General features: G+C 69.0%; 15 protein-coding genes. 7 read left to right on the forward strand and 8 right to left on the reverse strand.

The window, feature by feature from the left end:
* Positions 1 to 106 precede the first annotated feature (106 nt).
* Both POL72_RS03070 and POL72_RS03075 read left to right on the forward strand, forming a co-directional pair.
* Positions 107 to 880 carry a hypothetical protein gene (locus POL72_RS03070; protein WP_272093481.1) on the forward strand — a complete coding sequence of 258 codons (774 nt, stop codon included), beginning with the start codon at positions 107 to 109 and terminating at the stop codon, positions 878 to 880.
* 318 nt (positions 881 to 1,198) lie between these two features.
* A complete protein-coding gene (locus POL72_RS03075; protein ID WP_272093482.1) occupies positions 1,199 to 2,683 on the forward strand; it encodes an RCC1 domain-containing protein in 1,485 nt (494 codons plus the stop codon).
* A 221-nt stretch (positions 2,684 to 2,904) separates the two neighbouring features.
* Here POL72_RS03075 and POL72_RS03080 read toward each other — a convergent pair whose 3' ends face one another.
* Positions 2,905 to 3,495, reverse strand: a complete 591-nt coding sequence (locus tag POL72_RS03080) for a Uma2 family endonuclease (RefSeq protein WP_272093483.1) — start codon at positions 3,493 to 3,495, stop codon at positions 2,905 to 2,907.
* 407 nt (positions 3,496 to 3,902) lie between these two features.
* On the opposite strand from POL72_RS03080, the gene POL72_RS03085 reads away from it, so the two are divergent.
* The 3 genes from POL72_RS03085 to POL72_RS03095 all read left to right on the forward strand — a co-directional run bounded on the left by POL72_RS03085 (position 3,903) and on the right by POL72_RS03095 (position 6,462).
* Positions 3,903 to 4,250: a hypothetical protein gene (locus POL72_RS03085; RefSeq protein WP_272093484.1), complete on the forward strand. Its 348-nt coding sequence runs from the start codon at positions 3,903 to 3,905 to the stop codon at positions 4,248 to 4,250.
* A gap of 136 nt (positions 4,251 to 4,386) precedes the next feature.
* Entirely contained in the window at positions 4,387 to 5,037 is a 651-nt protein-coding gene (locus POL72_RS03090; protein ID WP_272093485.1) for a hypothetical protein, read from the forward strand.
* A 75-nt stretch (positions 5,038 to 5,112) separates the two neighbouring features.
* Positions 5,113 to 6,462: a type VI immunity family protein gene (locus POL72_RS03095; protein ID WP_272093486.1), complete on the forward strand. Its 1,350-nt coding sequence runs from the start codon at positions 5,113 to 5,115 to the stop codon at positions 6,460 to 6,462.
* Between the two features lie 82 nt (positions 6,463 to 6,544).
* Here POL72_RS03095 and POL72_RS03100 read toward each other — a convergent pair whose 3' ends face one another.
* From POL72_RS03100 to POL72_RS03110, 3 genes are all read right to left on the reverse strand, one after another.
* On the reverse strand, positions 6,545 to 7,723 hold the full coding sequence (locus POL72_RS03100) for a hypothetical protein (protein ID WP_272093487.1): 1,179 nt from the start codon (positions 7,721 to 7,723) through the stop codon (positions 6,545 to 6,547).
* 167 nt (positions 7,724 to 7,890) lie between these two features.
* Positions 7,891 to 8,289 carry a hypothetical protein gene (locus POL72_RS03105; RefSeq protein WP_272093488.1) on the reverse strand — a complete coding sequence of 133 codons (399 nt, stop codon included), beginning with the start codon at positions 8,287 to 8,289 and terminating at the stop codon, positions 7,891 to 7,893.
* A gap of 439 nt (positions 8,290 to 8,728) precedes the next feature.
* A complete protein-coding gene (locus POL72_RS03110; RefSeq protein ID WP_272093489.1) occupies positions 8,729 to 9,157 on the reverse strand; it encodes a MarR family winged helix-turn-helix transcriptional regulator in 429 nt (142 codons plus the stop codon).
* Positions 9,158 to 9,291: 134 nt separating this feature from the next.
* Here POL72_RS03110 and POL72_RS03115 point away from each other — a divergent pair, with 134 nt between their 5' ends.
* Positions 9,292 to 10,797, forward strand: coding sequence for an FAD-dependent oxidoreductase (locus tag POL72_RS03115; protein ID WP_272093490.1), 1,506 nt, complete (start codon positions 9,292 to 9,294; stop codon positions 10,795 to 10,797).
* A gap of 43 nt (positions 10,798 to 10,840) precedes the next feature.
* On the opposite strand, the gene POL72_RS03120 is transcribed toward POL72_RS03115, so the two are convergent.
* The 3 genes from POL72_RS03120 to POL72_RS03130 all read right to left on the reverse strand — a co-directional run bounded on the left by POL72_RS03120 (position 10,841) and on the right by POL72_RS03130 (position 12,818).
* The gene (locus POL72_RS03120; protein WP_272093491.1) at positions 10,841 to 11,593 is read right to left on the reverse strand and encodes a hypothetical protein; all 753 of its coding nucleotides are present in this window, start codon (positions 11,591 to 11,593) and stop codon (positions 10,841 to 10,843) included.
* A 280-nt stretch (positions 11,594 to 11,873) separates the two neighbouring features.
* Positions 11,874 to 12,539 (reverse strand): hypothetical protein, encoded by a 666-nt coding sequence (locus POL72_RS03125; protein ID WP_272093492.1) that lies wholly within the window; start codon positions 12,537 to 12,539, stop codon positions 11,874 to 11,876.
* 138 nt (positions 12,540 to 12,677) lie between these two features.
* Complete coding sequence (locus POL72_RS03130; RefSeq protein ID WP_272093493.1) at positions 12,678 to 12,818, reverse strand: hypothetical protein; 141 nt, start codon at positions 12,816 to 12,818, stop codon at positions 12,678 to 12,680.
* A gap of 78 nt (positions 12,819 to 12,896) precedes the next feature.
* Between POL72_RS03130 and POL72_RS03135 the strand changes: the two genes are divergently transcribed.
* The gene (locus tag POL72_RS03135; protein WP_272093494.1) at positions 12,897 to 13,640 is read left to right on the forward strand and encodes an SGNH/GDSL hydrolase family protein; all 744 of its coding nucleotides are present in this window, start codon (positions 12,897 to 12,899) and stop codon (positions 13,638 to 13,640) included.
* Positions 13,641 to 13,652: 12 nt separating this feature from the next.
* Here the strand turns inward: POL72_RS03135 and POL72_RS03140 are convergent, their stop codons facing one another.
* Positions 13,653 to 15,353, reverse strand: coding sequence for a S9 family peptidase (locus POL72_RS03140; protein WP_272093495.1), 1,701 nt, complete (start codon positions 15,351 to 15,353; stop codon positions 13,653 to 13,655).
* Between the last annotated feature and the right edge of the window lie 142 nt (positions 15,354 to 15,495).

Consider the following 15,495-nt stretch of genomic DNA (forward strand, 5'->3'; position numbering starts at 1 on the left):
GCGCCGTGGTTTGTCTTGAAGCCACTCGAGGCGCTCACGGCGCTTGGTTCAGGTAAACAGAGGGATTGTTCAACCAACTGACACACAGCCGAAAAGGAGATCGCTCATGCGGCAGGTCTTGCGGCACATTTTCGAGAAGAAGCAGGCATACGCTCGTCTACCCCTGTTCGAGCGCATGCGAGACGAACGGCTCGATCCGAGCGAGCGGCTCGCCTTCTATCCATGCATGGCGTACTTCATCCTGAGCTTCGGTGATCTGAACAAATTCGTACTACGGGAGGAGCACGCGGCGGACGAATACCAAGAGATGGTCAACGCCCACACGCGCGAGGACGACCATCACTGGCCCTGGTACCTGGAGGATCTGTCCAAGCTCGGCTACGACGTCGAGGGCCGGACCACGGACCTGCTGCACTTCCTCTGGGGTGAGGAGACGATGCAGAATCGGGTCCTCACCGCGCGGCTCACCGCGCTCATCAAGGGCACGACGGGCCTCGAGCGGCTCGTCATCATCGAGGCGATCGAGGAGACCGGCAACGTGCTCTTCGGGGCGATGCTCCCGCTGGCGGAGACCCTGGAGAAGCGCCTCGGCACGCAGCTGCGCTACTGCGGCTCGTTCCACTTCGAGCGCGAGTCGGGCCACGCGGTGAACGCCGACCACGCCGAGCTCGCGCGCATCCCGCTCGACGCGGAGACGCGCGCGCGGTACATCGCGCTCGCGGACGAGGTGTTCACGATATTCGAGCCGTGGACCCACGAGCTCTTGCGCTATGCCCTCGCGCACCCCATGAGCGTCCCCGTGGCCGACCCCGAAACGGACGGCGTGAGCCAGGTGATGACCCGGTCGTCGGTGCTCACCGCGAGAAGCACCGCCGCGTGAAGCACCGCGGTTGAAGCCTCTCGGGTCGCGGTGGCACCGCGCCCTCCACAGCACCCATCCCTCCGGTGCTTGCCGCGCGCCGAGCGCGCTGCGCAAGATGCTCAATCCAATCTTGCACCGATGGTGATCGCCGTTGAAACGGCGAGGGAGCGCACTCACAGACCGTTGCCGCTCGCACGGATGTCGGGTGCGCGCCGAAGCGCCCTTGAGGCCTCCGGGAAAGCGGAGACATCGGAGATCGGGCATCAACTGGACTTCTCGTCCTCCGTGCGGTAGGGCTGTGCAAAAGGACGCCAGGAGTGTAACCGGATGCTTGAGATGAAGAGGACCCCCCAGACGCGACCCACCTTCTGCTCCTTTCTCGTCGTCGCCGCCACCCTCGCTGCGGGGGCAGGATGCGCCGCTCCCGACCGGCATTTCTCGGACAACGGCGCGGGTGGCGGAACGGGCGGCGGTCCGAGCGATGCGCAGGGTGGCGGAGGCGACGGCGCGTCGGGCGGGGGCGGCGGGGACACCTCCGGCGCGGGCGGCGGGGGCGCGTCCGGCGCTGGGACGTCCGGCGGCGGGGGCGGGGGCGGCGGGGGTGATCCTGGATGCCAGATCCCGGCAGACAGCCCCACGCTCGCCGACGCCGTCATGGTGGCTGCGGGCGGCAACCATACGTGCGCGATCCGGCATGACGGCTCTCTCACCTGCTGGGGGGACAACTCGTTCGGCCAGCTGGGTGTTCCGCAGGCGGTGGCGGTCTCCTCGAGCACGCCGGTGAGAGTGCAATTTCCCGCGTCGCTCGGCACGGCGACGATCACGCAGATCGCGTTGACCGAGCAGGCGACCTTCGCCATCGACAGCCAGCTCCGACTCTGGGCCTGGGGAAACAACGAGACCGGCATCCTCGCGAATGGCTCCAAGGACGCGATGGCCCACGACGCCCCGGCGATCGTCAATGACGGTACGGCCCCGCTGCTCGTGCGCAAGATCGCGCCCGAGTGGTACTCGGCGTGCGCGCTCACCTCGACCAGCAGCATTTACTGCTGGGGGGCCAACCTGTTCTCGAGCCTCGGGCCGGAGGCGACCGGCGAGGAGAGCCTCGTCCCGGTGAAAGCGTTCAACTTCACCGCGACGGCCGGTCCGAGGGCCGTCCTCGCACCGGGCATCGGCTCGATAGGCAGCTGCTTCTCGACCGGTGCCGCGGAAGACGGGCTGCGTTGCTGGGGCGCGATGGGCGGCGGATATATCCTCACGAACACCCCGGCCGGCTCCGAGGGCGGCGCGAACTACAGCGCGCACACGCCGCTCATCGCGGCGGGAGCGACGCTGCCCCTCTCCGAGATCTCCTACGGCACGAACTTCGGCTGTGCGCGCGATGACGTGGGAGGCCTCTTCTGCTGGGGGACGAACAACAGCTCAGGTCAGCACGGCGCCGAGGCTCCCCCGGCCGGGACGGCGGCTGCGATCCCGGGTGTCTGGGGTCCGATGTCCACCGGCTACGTCTTCGTCTGCGCGATCGACGACCAAAGGCAGCTCCGCTGCCGTGGCAGCAACGAGCAAGGGCAGCTCGGTCGCAGCACGCCGACGAGGGCCGATAACACGCGGATGGAGCCCGTCGTGCTCGGCGACGGCACGGCCCTCGCCAAGGTCGTCGCGGTGAGCGCCGGCTTCTTCCACACGTGCGCGATCGTCGAGGGGGCGTGCGGCCCCACGGGCCCTGGCCAGGTCCTGTGCTGGGGCAAAGGCACCCTGGGTCAGCTCGGCGACGGCGCCGCGACGAGCTCCGCGATCCCCGTCGAGGTGAAGGCGCCCTGAGCGCGACGCCCCCGGCAGTGTGCGAGTACTCACGTTCGACGATTGTCGGGACATCGACATCGGGCTCGCTTGGCAAACCGACGCGGCGACTTTCCGATGATCTCCGCCTTCGAGGCCGCGGCAGGGGTGCCGGTGGCGCCGCCGGCAGCGGCGCGGGGGCGGCGCTGGCGCGTCAGGGCGGGCGGGGCCGTCCAGGAACTCTAGCGCGCCGTCCAGGAACTCTAGCGCACCCAGAGGACCGAGAGATCGAGCTCGATCGCCTCGAAGGGCTCGACGCGGACGCGAGCGGCGTCGCGGTGGACGACGGCGGGCCCCCAACCCCGACCCGAGGCGAGCGAGAAGACCTCCAACGTCCGCGCGATCGGGTCGACAAGCCACGCGTGCCGCACGCCCTCGCGCGCGTAGATCGGCATCTTCTCGTCGCGGTCCACGTCCTCGGTCGAAGGGCTCAGCACCTCGCAGACCCAATCCGGGGCGAGCGGGAAGAAAGCCGTCGTGGGCAGTTCGGGCATGCGTTCTCGACGCCAGCCAGCGATGTCCGGTACGACCGCCTCCACCTCGCCCGGCTGCGCTGGGTCCGGAAAGCGCAGTTCGGGCTCGTCCAGGATCCACCAGCCGCCAGGACCCCCCCTCCCTGCATCGAACGGACCGCCGAGCTCGATGCCGAGGCGGGACGATGCGCGGGCATGAGGCGGCGCCGGCCTGGGGAACACGTGCAAGGTGCCCGCGATGAGCTCCGCCACCTTGTTCGGCGGGACGGCTTCGAGGTCGGCGTACGTCGCGCGGCGCTGCTTGGCGGCGGGCTGGCCCATGGCGGAAGCCTGCCCGGGGACGCGCGGCGCGGCAAGGCAACGACGAGCAGGGGTCCGGCGGCGCGCCGGCCGGGGCGCTCATCGACGCGGGGGCACCACGGCGACCACCAGGGCCAACCCGAGCGCGTGCGTGTGCGGGTCCGGCGGCTCGCTGCTCTTGCACCTGCAAATCATCGAACAGTCCACGAGCGCCCCCTATCGCCGGTGAGAGCGAAGCTGGAGCACGGTGAGCGAGAGGACCTGCTCGAGTTTGAAGAAGCGCGCCCTGGACAAGCATCATAATTTGGCCGGGCAGACATTCCAGCTCATCGACGAGGCGCACGCAGCGGTTCGGGAGCAGCCGCGATAGCCGCCCTGGCGCAGCGCGATGCTTGACGAGCGTCAGACGCCTCGCCTACCGTTCGGGCATGTCCGCTTTTGGTCCCGCCTTGTTCGTTCGACGCACCGACGGCAAGGATCTCGACGAGAGGGAGCAACAGGCCGTCGTCGAGATGGTGCGTCAGGCCACGCGAAAGCTCGGCGTGACGGACGAGCACGACGAGGCGATCGAGCCTCGCCGCCGCGACTACGGGGAGACCGAGGCCGGCGCTCTCTGCGTGCTCCTTTATTCATCCTACAGCTACTACGGCATGCCCGAAGAGGTCATGGCGGACCAGAACGAGACATGGAAAGAGCTCGGAATGAAGATCGCTCGCGAGGTCGAGGCGGCCGCGCCGAGCACCTATCGGTTCGACTGCTACACCATCGAGGACTGACCTCCTCGGCGCCCGGAGACCGATGGTTGCGTCGAAGCGTCTCCTTCGACGTCGGGTCAACTCGGCATCACGTCGAGGTTGATCGTCCTCGGATTTTCGAGACGCGGAGCTCGGAGCCGGGTAGGCTCGCGACCCCATGGCCTGGTTCTACGTCGTCCACGGCTCCATCCGCTTTCCGACAGCAGATGGCCCACCGGCCTGGCACGACGCTCCCATCCCCACCTGGAAAGGAAAGGGCAAGCTCGAGGTCGGCAAAGCGCTCGAGTGGACCGCACGCGAGGCCCTTGTCGACCCGAGCGCTCCGGCGGGGGAGCGCGCGGCGTACTTCTTCGATGCCGTCGCTGACGGCTCCGTCGTGACGTTCCGCGGCTTCATCCATCGCGACGACGCGGACACGGTCATGGCGGTGCTCGGCGTCGCCGCGGAGCTCGAGGCCAAAGGCGAGGTGCTCTTGCATCATGTGTTCGATCGAGACTCGGGGGTGCGGGTCACGGTTGCGAAGGGCCGGATGACCGTGCGCGAGGGAGACGTGAAGATGCCGAGTCACGTCATCGAGGAGGTCGAGCAAGAGAGCATGTCGCGCGCGCGGCGGCTCGAGGCTGGCGAAAAGCCCCCGCCTGCGAAGGCGAAGGCTGCGACAAAGAAGACGCCGAAGGCGAACGCTGCGACGAAGGCAACGAAGGCTGCGACGAAAGCGACAAAGGCGGTGAAGGCTGCGACGAAGGCGGTGAAGGCTGCGACGAAGGCGACGAAGGCTGCGACGAAGACGAAGGACAATCGTTCCTGAAGCCGAGGTGAGCCGTACGCTCTCCGAACGGCGGCCCTTGCGCCACATCGAGGCATGGTCTACGGGGCGGGCGCCATGGCAAACCGCCCCGCCCGCTCCTCCGCCACGATCGATTGGCCGAAGAGCGTCGAGCCCACCGAACCCGCGTTCCTGAACCTTCGTTTTGCGGCGGTGGCCGACGGGATCTCTCGACCCGAGGTCGAGTCGAGCGTGCTCCACCTGCTCGACGAGCTGTCGCGGCACGGTGGCCAGTCGGGCGGCGCGTCGTTTCTCTGGTCCAGTGGTCACGACGTGGAGTGCTCCGTGGAGGGCCTCGTCCTTCCGCCAAAGGCGAGCACGTGGCTTCGCACGCGACTCCAGAGCCAATGGCGCAAAGCGCTCGTCGAGCTTCGACTGCATCAGGAGCTCGCGCCCGTGCGCGCCAACCAGCCCTCGCGAGGCGTCGCCGCGGAAGAGCATGCCGCGGGAGCGACCGAGGCGTCGGCGCTCGGCGCCTTCGAGCCGCTGACCCTTCGCCATCCCGACACGCACGAGGTGCTCGTGCTTCCTTGCATCGAGATCATGGTGGTGGCAGCCGGGGAAAACGCGACCGTGCGCTCCGCGGTCCGCGAATTCGGCGCGCGCTGGCTCGCGCGATTCCCTGACACGGCCCTCCTCTCGAAGGGGGGAGATCACAAGGCATATCGGGTATCGAGCGTCGCCCAGGCCCAGGCGTCGTGGTGCTCCCATTTCGACGCGAAAAATCGGCGGGTCGGGGGCGTGCATTCGCTCGCCGCCGGGGGAAATGTGCGCTCGCCCGAGCCCCCGACGCTCGTCGGGGAGCTCATGCCCGAAGGCGCCGCGGCGCGCGGGTGCCTTCCGATCGCGTGGGCATCGCGCCCTTCCGAGCTCGCGACCCTCGTGGACGAGCTCTGCGGAGGCCTCGAGCTCACCTCCGGTTGGTGTGGCATTTCGCAGTACGTCGGCCCCGACGGAGACGCGCAGCGATGGCTCGAGGACCAATGGGGGCCCCTGCGTGAACGAGGGCTCCCGAGTCATGCTTCGTGGATCCGCGATTTCCCGGGGATCACCGTGGGAGAGCCGTTCGTGTACTCGATCTGGGGCAATCAACCGTATCTGCTCCACGTCGGGTGGATCACGCTGCTCGGGCGTGATTTCGCGAGACGGATGAACCAGGAGCTCGCCTCGCTCGCGTCGGCCGTGGAGATGGCGTCTCTCCCGGGCGGCGTCGTTCGAATCCGCACCGGGGACGCGCCGAACGCGGGTGGCACCATCGACGACGGCCGCGAGCTTCGTGTCCGTGAGCGCGTCGGACGCGCGCTGCGATCGCTGCGCCTTCCGGATGATGATCTCGAGCACTTCGGCGTCCGGGCGCTCTCCGAAAGAGAGAACCGCGCCTATTATTTGCGCTTCTTCGGCGCGTGAGGCCCCTTCGGGGAACACGTCGGCCTCGCCCGGGGATCCCTGCCATCGCAAGCAGGCTCCGAGGCCGGTTGTGCGCTCGCGGCTAGTCGGCGAGCTGCCTGGCCCACGCGATGTAGACATCGTAGCGGGGGGGATACGCGACCGTGGACGGCTGGGCGGCGCGGCGCTGGAAGAGCTCCAGGGCGTGCGCGGCGAGGCCACGGCTGATCTCCGCCGCCTCCGACGCGGTGACGGCCGGCGGACCGGGCTCGTTCTTGAGGCGCCGCTCCGCGAAGGGGTGCGCGCCTTCGGCGACCTGGCGGAACACCTTGGCGGCCTTCCACGAGGCGATGGCGCAGAGATCGTCCACGTGGCTGTCCGCCCGCACCCAGGGCGAGCGCAGGTGCCCCGAGGCGTCGGCGATGGCGCGCAGGCGCAGCAGCGTGCGCTCGGCCTCGGCCGGCTCGTTCGAGGCGAGCAGGGCCTCGTAGCGCAGCGGCAAGAGATGCGGGATCGCCACGCCATACGCCAGCAGGATGTCGAGCATCGGCAGCGCCTCCGGGTAGGCGGCGCGCGAGACCAGGCGCGTCACCCAGCGCTCGATCACGCCCATGGCGCCCTCGCGCCAGAGCCCCACGCCCTGACGACACACGGGCACCACGCGCTGCACGAGCAGGCGATGGATACCCAGCACCTTCGTCGGGTTCTCGCGCAGGGCATCGCGCAGCCAGTAGAGCGCCTCCAGGCGCTCGAGGGGCATGGCGCTGGCCAGGAATTCGAGCGGTATCTTCACGAGCTCCACGGTCGAGAGCGCGCTCTTCTTCGCGAAGGCCTCGTGCTGCGCCGCCGGGATCGCGCCGCGGATGAACGGGTGCTCGCCGTGGATCGACTCGGCGAAGGAGGCAGAGCATCGACACGCGAGGGCCTCCAGCGCATCCGGCAGGGACGCCTCGAGCGTGCGCAGCGCCGACGCCACGGCGTCCGCCTCGAGCAGGCGCTGCATCGGGGCCCACACCGCGCCATCGAAGTCGGAGAGCGTGGGCAGCAGGACCTCGAGCGCTCGCGCGCGCTCGTCCGGCAGGGTCTGCACCCAGAGCCGGCCGCACAGGCGCTTCCACTCGGACGCGTGCTCCTCGAGCACACCGCGGCTCGTCGTCAGACGGATCCTCGGCCCGTCGAGGCTCGCCTCGTACGGAGGCGCCGCGTCGCCGGGCGCGAAGCTCTCGCCGAACGCGGAGATCAGGCTGTGGATGGCATCGACCGGCGACGGCGCGGGAGGCACGACCTGGTGTATATCCGCGGCCGCCGCGGGCCGCCAGCGTGGCCCTCCTCGTCGAAGCACCTCGGTGAGATCGGACAGCGCCTCGCGGCGAAGGCCACCTGCGCGGCGGACTCCCGGATGGGGAGCTCGGGATGGATCACCCCATCACCGCACGCATCGAGGACCTGTCAGCAGAGATATGCGTAGAAATTCCCGAGGGCGCGAAGCGGCTCCACCATTTCCTGCTTGCCGTCCGCCAGAGCCGATTGCCTCCAGCGAATCGCTCGGTCGAGCATGGCTGCAATCCTCCGCTCCAGCTCGGGATCCCTCATGAGCGGCGCCCAGAGACGCATGCCTGCACCGTCGACACCTGCGCCACCGTAGGCGACCCAGCTGGCGGGATTCTCCCGCCTGAACTGGAGCAGAAACCTGTGAGCCGAGCCGTCAGAGAATTCCAGACTATTGATCGTGCCCGATCGCCACGTGACCAGCTCAGCCACGTCGAGCCCGCTCATCACGGTCGAGCGCCAGGTCGCTCCCAGGTCACTCGAGCTCCTGACGGCCTCGGGCACGAGCCCGTCACCCACGCCGAGCTCCACCGACGGCAGCACCCCCACGAAAGCCCAGGTGCCGAACAGTGCGCCGCGACGGTGGGAGCCTCGGAGGAGCCCCCCACAGTCGCAACGAATCGTCCACCGCCCATCGTCCAACCGCACCGGCTTACCGAGGAGCGATGCCAGCGGCAGCCCACAGGCGTCGCACGCCGTAGGAGGTCGCCAACCGTGGACCCCCTTGCGCACACCGAACGGAAGCCGCGAGAAACAGTTGTCGCAAAGGCTCATGCCTTCCAGCTGGATGCTTCCCGCCGTGAACGGGCACTCGATGTGCGCATTGTGCAAGGCGGTGGCTGTCACGCGTTCCAGGTGCCCACTCCTTTACCGAACCCGGTCACTGGACCGGGGACCAGGAAATCCACCCCACAGCCTGCGGGCACCCCGACGGCGCCGCAGGAGGCCTGCGACCACCTCAGGTCTTGTCCGTTCCGCCTGACGGATCCATCAAGTCGTCCACGAACCGGCGCATCAGGCGCACCAGGTCGCTGAAGTCTTCCTCACTCCACTTGGCGAGGATAGGGGCCGCAATCCTCTGACGGGCGGCGTCCAAGGCGTCGGTCATCTGCCGCCCCTTGTCGGTGATCACCGCCTCATGGATGCGACGATCGGCCGGGCTCGGTCGACGTTCGATCAGCCCCAGGCTCTCGAGCTTTGCGACCTGGCGGCTGACGGTCGTGTAATCGCGCCCGGCTCGGTCCGAAAGCTCGACCACGCCGATCGGCCCGAAGCGCTCGATCCCCACCAGCAGCGGAAAGAGGGCTCGATCCAGGGAGATGCCTGCCTCCGCGAGCAGCGCCTGATCGCGCTGCGGCTGATTCATGAGCGCGACCAGATCGACCATGGCTCCGTGGAGCTCGCGGAGCTTCTTTTTTATAATCCGTGTATTTTGCACAAATTCCCTTGACGCTCCGGGAGGCGCGACTATATGCATAGTACACATATCCGAGACGCAGTCCAACAAAAACGGAGGTCTCAGTGGAGTCTAATTTTTCGACGGATGTCCTGATCGTCGGCGCAGGTGCTGCTGGGTTGACCCTCGCCATCGAGCTCGCCCGTCGGGGCGTCGCGTTCCGGCTCATCGACAGGCTGGACCGGCCATTTCCCGGCTCGCGCGGCAAAGGGATCCAGCCGCGCAGCCAGGAGGTGTTCGAGGATCTGGGCATCCTCGACCGCGTCGTCGCGATCGGCGGTCTGTACCCACCCCCGCGGGAGTATCGCGATGACGGAGGCTACGAGGAGTCGCAGATCATGGATCCTCAGGACCCGACGCCTGGCGAGCCCTATCGCCTGGCGCTCCTCGTGCCTCAATTCCTGACCGAAGCCGCGATGCGCGAGCGTCTGGCGGAGCTCGGGAAGTACCCGGAGTTCGGCCGCGAGCTGAAGAGCTTCGAGCAGGATGGCGAGGGCGTCGACGCCCGCATCTCCGGCCCGACGGGTGAGGAGACCGTCCGCGTCCGCTATCTCGTCGGAGCGGACGGCGGCCGCAGCGTCGTACGGCAGGCGCTCGCGATCGGCTTTCCCGGCAAGACGATGGGGGTGCGCGCGGTCGTCGCCGACGTCGTCCTGGATGGGCTCAGCAGGGCCGCCTGGCATCGCTTCAACCATGGGTCGATGGAGAAGCAGATGTCGCTGTGCCCGCTCGCCGGCACCGACATGTTCCAGTTGCAGGCGCCGATCCCGCTGGAGGGCGATGTGGATCTCTCCGCGGAAGGCCTCACAGCGATGGTCACGGGCCGCACGGGCCGAGGCGACATCGTGATCCGCTCGGTCTCCTGGGCCTCCGCCTACACCATGAACGCGCGCCTCGCCGACCGTTACCGGGACGGACGCGTCTTCCTCACCGGCGACGCCGCGCATATCCACCCGCCGACGGGTGGACAGGGCCTCAACACGAGCGTGCAGGATGCCTACAACCTCGGCTGGAAGCTCGCCGCCGTCCTGGCAGGTGCTCCGGAGGCGCTGCTCGCGACCTACGAGGAGGAGCGGCGGCCGATCGCCGCGGAGGTGCTCGGCCTGTCGACGAAGCTGCTGGAGGCGGCCAAGCGAGGCGACATGCGCCGCGGTCGCGAGGTGCATCAGCTCGATCTCGGGTATCCGGAATCGTCGCTGGCGATGGAAAAGCCGAAACGCAGCGGCGGCATCCTCGCGGGCAACCGAGCGCCGGACGCGCCCGTCCGCGGCGCGGCGGGGATGCCGACACGGCTCTTCAAGCTCTTCCAGGGTCCGCATTGGACCTTGCTGGGTTACGGCGTGGACCGGCTCTCGCCCGTCGAGCCGCGTCCCGGACTCCACATCCACGCCGTCGGGCCGCGCGGCGACATCGTCGATGAGGGCGGCCATCTCCGCGCTGCTTATGGCGTGTCGCTCGGCGACTGGGTGCTCGTCCGGCCGGACGGATATATCGGCGCCATCGTGTCGTCCGATCATGCACCGGCCCTGGAAGCCTACCTTGCCAGCGTCGGCCTCCCCTCACGGGGATGACACGTCGGGGCCGTTCAACGAGCCAGCGGCGCGGCCCTCCGCGTCAGGGGAGACGGAACATCGACCAGGGCACCTGGACGCCGGTACCACCGTTCTGGCCGATCAGGTTCGCGGTCTCCGTTCCGGGGTCCAGCGTGATCGACGAGATGTAGCGATCCCCCGTGACCATCACCGGGCCCTTGATCAGGTTGTTCTGCGCGTCGTACCCGGTCACGCCGAAGAAGCTCTCGTTCTCGACGTCCGAGTACACCCAGAAGGTGAGCTCCCCGCAGCGCACGATCGGGCACGGCGTGGTGAGGCAGGTGATCTTCCAGCCCGCGGGCGGCGTGGGCAACTCGTCTGTCGCGCTCGCGACGCTGGGAACACATACGACGCATTCCAGGCTCCCCTCTGCGCCGGAGCAGTCGTGGTCCAGCGCGCAGGCGTTTCCGCACGCCCCGCAGTCCTTGGCCGTGTCCAGCGACGCGCAGTAGGCGGGCTGCCCGCCGCTGGCGGGGCATGTCGTCTGCTGCGGTTCGCATACGACGCTACAGGTGCCCTCGGCGCACACCTGCGGCGTCGCGCACGCGTCGTCGCAGGTGCCGCAGTGCTCCGGATCGGTCGCGAGGTTCGTGCAGATCGTCGTGCCTCCCTGGGAGCACGCGTCCGGGCTCGTCGGCGGGCAAACGCACGCGCTGTCCGAGCACGCCTGGCCATCGCCGCACTTCACCCCGCACCCTCCGCAGTTGTTCACGTCGCTCGTTGTGTCGGCGCAGTAGGTGCTCGCGACCGGCGGGCACGCCGTCGGCTGCGACATGGGACAGCTGAGGCTCCCTCCGGAGGAAGACTGAGCGCTCGTCCCGCCGTCGCCGTCGTCTCCGCACGCTCCGAGGACCACCGCCGCCAGCACGATCGAAGCACCCATCACGAGGCCATTCCGGCATGTACGCATCGCGGCAAACCTCCCGTTATCGGATCAAGCTACAAGGGGTGCTCGCTGCACCACAAGACGACCGGCCGCCAGGAACCCGGCCGGCTCATTGCCTGAGAGCCACCTCACGTGCGCGAGCGACGCCTCGCCGTCCCCGAGCTCCTCTCTACCCGAGAAGCGGCTGGAACACGTCGGGCAGCACGCCGCGCTCCGCGGCGCTCCGGAGCGCGTCGCGGCAAGCGGCGCACGCCGGCGCGTGCTCGCGGTAGCTCGGCGTGAGGCCATCCGTGCGGAAGATGCCGGCAGCGGCGGCCTCCGTGTCCGGGTGGACGTGGAACTGGACGGGCACGCCGAGCGCGTAGAGGGGCGCGCCGTCGCTCCGCAACACGTAGAGCGAATAGGGCGTGTCATCGCGCGTGCGCCACCTGTCGATGGAGAAGAGATACGGCGCCTCGCTCGCGGCGCCGGCGTGCCGGCGAAGAAAGCACAGGTCGCCCGCGTAGGAGACGAGCTCGTCGAGGTCCGTCGCCACCGCGACGGGGATCGGGCGCTCCAGCCATCGCTCGAGCGCGAGCCACACGGCCCCGAGGACCGCCGGATCGGCCGCGGCGTGCTCGTCCACCACGAACGCGCGGTCCACGGCGCTCGCCTCCGAGGGGCCGCGCACGCCATAGATCGACGCCAGCGCCGAGAGCGCGATCTCGGCGTCGAGCGGCGCGCCGCCTCGCTCCTCGTCGCACGCCGCCGCGAAGGCCGCGGCGTCGATCCGGGTCGCGAGCCCCGCGCGGCGCAGGCTCGCGAGCGCTTCCTCGGCGCGGAGGGGGGTCGTCATGTGCTCATGTCATCCATCGATATCCTCCGTCCAATGCCGCCGCGGGATCGCGGCGCATCCCCGCGGCCGCCTCGTTCGATGATGCGATGATGCACGATCCCGCCGTGGAAGGATACTCCCGCGCCGGCCCGGGTCCGTTCAGGGCTGCAGCGCTCTGCTGTGGATCTCGCGGACGCTGACCTTCCCCTCGACCGTGTCGAACCGGACCTCGCTCCCCGTCAGCGCCTGCTGGGCCGGGGCTCGGACCGGTGGCGCGCTGGGAATCGACGGATCGTCCACGTCATCATGCCCCTTGACTGAGCCCTTGGTCAGCCCGCGAGGAGCGATTCGAAGGATATCTAGCCCGGCAATGAAGCGATGCTATCCTTCTTGATGCGCTCTCTCCGCCCGCTCCTCCTGCCGGTTCTGCTCCTGTTCGGTGGGATTCTCCTGCTCGCCTTGACGCTGCTCGGCAGCTCTCCACGGAGCGCGCCCGCCGGTGCCAGCGAGGATGTCGCGCCCACGCGCGGGCTCGAGGAGATCCGCTATCTGGCTCTCGGCGACTCATTCACGGCAGGGACGGGGAACCAGCCGGCCGACGCGTTCCCCTCGCGCCTCGCCGAGCTCTGGCGCGCGCAGGGCCGCCGGGTGACCCTCAAGAACGTGGCGGTCAACGGCTACACCACGGAAGACGTGCAAGAGCGGGAGATCCCGGAGGTGGCACCATTTCGCCCCACGCTGGTGACGCTCGCGGTGGGCGCCAACGACTACGTGCGCCGCTGGAGCGCGGACGTCTACCGATCGCGCGTGCGGGTGCTCCTCCGAGCGATCATCGACGCTGGCGTCGGGCCGAATCGGATCGTGGCGCTCCCGCAGCCCGACTGGTCGCTCTCTCCGGCCGCCGCTTCGTTCGGAGATCCGCGGCAGATCGGCGCGGACATCGTCGCCTTCAACACCATCCTGCGCGACGAGGCACGAGCCACGGGCGCGCGCTACGTGGACCTGTATCCGCTCATGCACAGGCAGGCGGAGGCGAAGATGCTCGCCGGCGACGGCCTGCACCCCTCGGCGCGCGCGCACGCCGAGTGGGCGACGGCGCTCTACGAACAGGTAGAGCCCTGAGGTTGCGGGCCGCTACTTCTTCTCGTTCTTCTCGTGGTTCACCATGTCGAGGAGCTGCCCCGCGACGGCCTCATCCACCCGGAGCGGCACGACCCCGAAGCTCTCAGCCACCGCGTCCTGCTCGAACAAGAAGCGCCGCAACACCTCGCTCGGATAGTCCTCGAGCGGCAGCGCGTACGCCCCGTACGGCGTGCCGTCGAGCGCCAGCGCGTGGTGCGCCCGCGCGTCGACGCCACGGAAGCTGTGGCACTTGACGCACCCTTGTTCGCCGATCAGCGCCTCGCGCACTCCACCGGTGAGCGAGCGGAACGGCGCGAGCGGATCCTTCTCCACCCAGTGGAAGCTCGCCGCATCGAGCCCGAATGCCGCGTAGGTCTTGTTCCCCAGGTCCGCCGGCAGCGGCGCCCGGAAGTGCAGGAACGCGCCGAGCGGCCGGATCATCATCGGCATCGGCTCCTCGCCCTCGATCCACGAGTAGGCGCGCTTCAGCCGGTAGAAGTCGACGAGGCGGTAGAGATTGTCCTCGTCGTCGATTCCGACCACGATGACCGCCTGCGCCTTCTTCAGCGCCTCGCGCGAGAAGTACTGTCGCTCGCCCCGGAGGTTCGAGACCACCAGCCAGTCGCCTTCGCCCACCTCGGACTTCGGCCGCTCGGCCAGGTAGGCGAGCAGATCGATGGCCTGATAGGTCCTGCCGGGCAAGGCGTAGCGCTCGAGCCCCCCCTTGCCCAGAAGGCCGCTTATCGTCTCCCGCAGCGCGGCGTCGACCGGGTAGGTCGTGATGGCCCGGGGATCCTTGCGGAGCTCCGACAGGTCGAGCGGCGGCCGCGTACCCCAGCGGCGGAGCACGCCGAAGGGGTTGTCGATGGGGAGCTCCTTGAGGCCCGAGGCGACGAAGGGGAACACCAGATCGCCGACCATGTCTCCCCTTCCGCCCCAGTGCAAGATGCTGTGCGCGTCGCGCCTGGGGACGACGAACGTGTCGACGTCGGGCGCGCCCGCATCATGGAGCGCGCGCGCGAAGGGTCGACCGAGACGCACCCAGCCGACGTCGTCCTCGCCGCCGAACAGCATCAAGAACGGCGGCGCATCGGACCGCGCATACGTGATGGGCGACGACTCGCTGCGATCTTCGACCGAGTCCGCGAAGAACGCCGCGTCGGGGTGCCCCGCGAGCGCCGCCTCGCCGAGGTCGTACGTGCCACGCAACAGGATGACCCCATCGACGCGCTTGGGATCCATGCCGGCCCCCTCGAGGAGCCGCCGATCGAGCGCAAGGAGGGACGCCATCCACGCGCCGGTGCCGCGACCAGCGAGGATCAGGCGCGTCGGGTTGCGCGCGTCGGTCACCTCTTGCAGGACCCGGGCGACGTCCGCGGCGCACGCGCGCAGCGTGTAGCCCTTGTGGATGTTAAACGAGACGGCGGCGGCGGCGACCCCGTTGCGCTGTAGGGAGTCGCCGACGTTCGCAGCGAAGGAGAGCCGCTCGTCGGGCTGCGAGGGCTCGTTCCCCTGCAAGAGAACGACCAGCGGGCCGCGCTTGCTCGCGCGCGGCGGCGCGTAGAGATCGACGCTGACGTTCGGCCCCTCAGGCCCCAGCCGCTGCACCCAGGCGTACGTCACCGTGGCTACGGAGCGGGCTCCAGCTCCTGCGCGCCGCCTGAGGAGCTGCGTGCCGAGGACGATGAGCACCGCGAGGAGCCCGACGCCCACCCATTGTCCCGTTCGACCCAGCCATTCTCGCGTCCGACCCAGCCATTCTCGCGTTCGAATACCCATCATCGCTCCGCTCTTGAGCCCGACGCTGAGCCCGTCAAGCGGCAGGTTCGTCGGTCGCCTCCCAGCGACACAGAGG

It is taken from the genome of Sorangium aterium, assembly GCF_028368935.1.
Lineage (GTDB): Bacteria > Myxococcota_A > Polyangia > Polyangiales > Polyangiaceae > Sorangium > Sorangium atrum.

Bases quoted from the DNA above. Each gene is read 5' to 3' on its own strand.
- POL72_RS03095 (WP_272093486.1), top strand. From the start codon at position 5,113: ATGGCAAACCGCCCCGCCCGCTCCTCCGCCACGATCGATTGGCCGAAG.
- POL72_RS03110 (WP_272093489.1), bottom strand. From the start codon at position 9,157: ATGGTCGATCTGGTCGCGCTCATGAATCAGCCGCAGCGCGATCAGGCG.
- POL72_RS03080 (WP_272093483.1), bottom strand. From the start codon at position 3,495: ATGGGCCAGCCCGCCGCCAAGCAGCGCCGCGCGACGTACGCCGACCTC.
- POL72_RS03090 (WP_272093485.1), top strand. From the start codon at position 4,387: ATGGCCTGGTTCTACGTCGTCCACGGCTCCATCCGCTTTCCGACAGCA.
- POL72_RS03125 (WP_272093492.1), bottom strand. From the start codon at position 12,539: ATGACGACCCCCCTCCGCGCCGAGGAAGCGCTCGCGAGCCTGCGCCGC.
- POL72_RS03070 (WP_272093481.1), top strand. From the start codon at position 107: ATGCGGCAGGTCTTGCGGCACATTTTCGAGAAGAAGCAGGCATACGCT.
- POL72_RS03085 (WP_272093484.1), top strand. From the start codon at position 3,903: ATGTCCGCTTTTGGTCCCGCCTTGTTCGTTCGACGCACCGACGGCAAG.
- POL72_RS03075 (WP_272093482.1), top strand. From the start codon at position 1,199: ATGAAGAGGACCCCCCAGACGCGACCCACCTTCTGCTCCTTTCTCGTC.
- POL72_RS03120 (WP_272093491.1), bottom strand. From the start codon at position 11,593: ATGTCGCAGCCGACGGCGTGCCCGCCGGTCGCGAGCACCTACTGCGCC.
- POL72_RS03135 (WP_272093494.1), top strand. From the start codon at position 12,897: ATGCTATCCTTCTTGATGCGCTCTCTCCGCCCGCTCCTCCTGCCGGTT.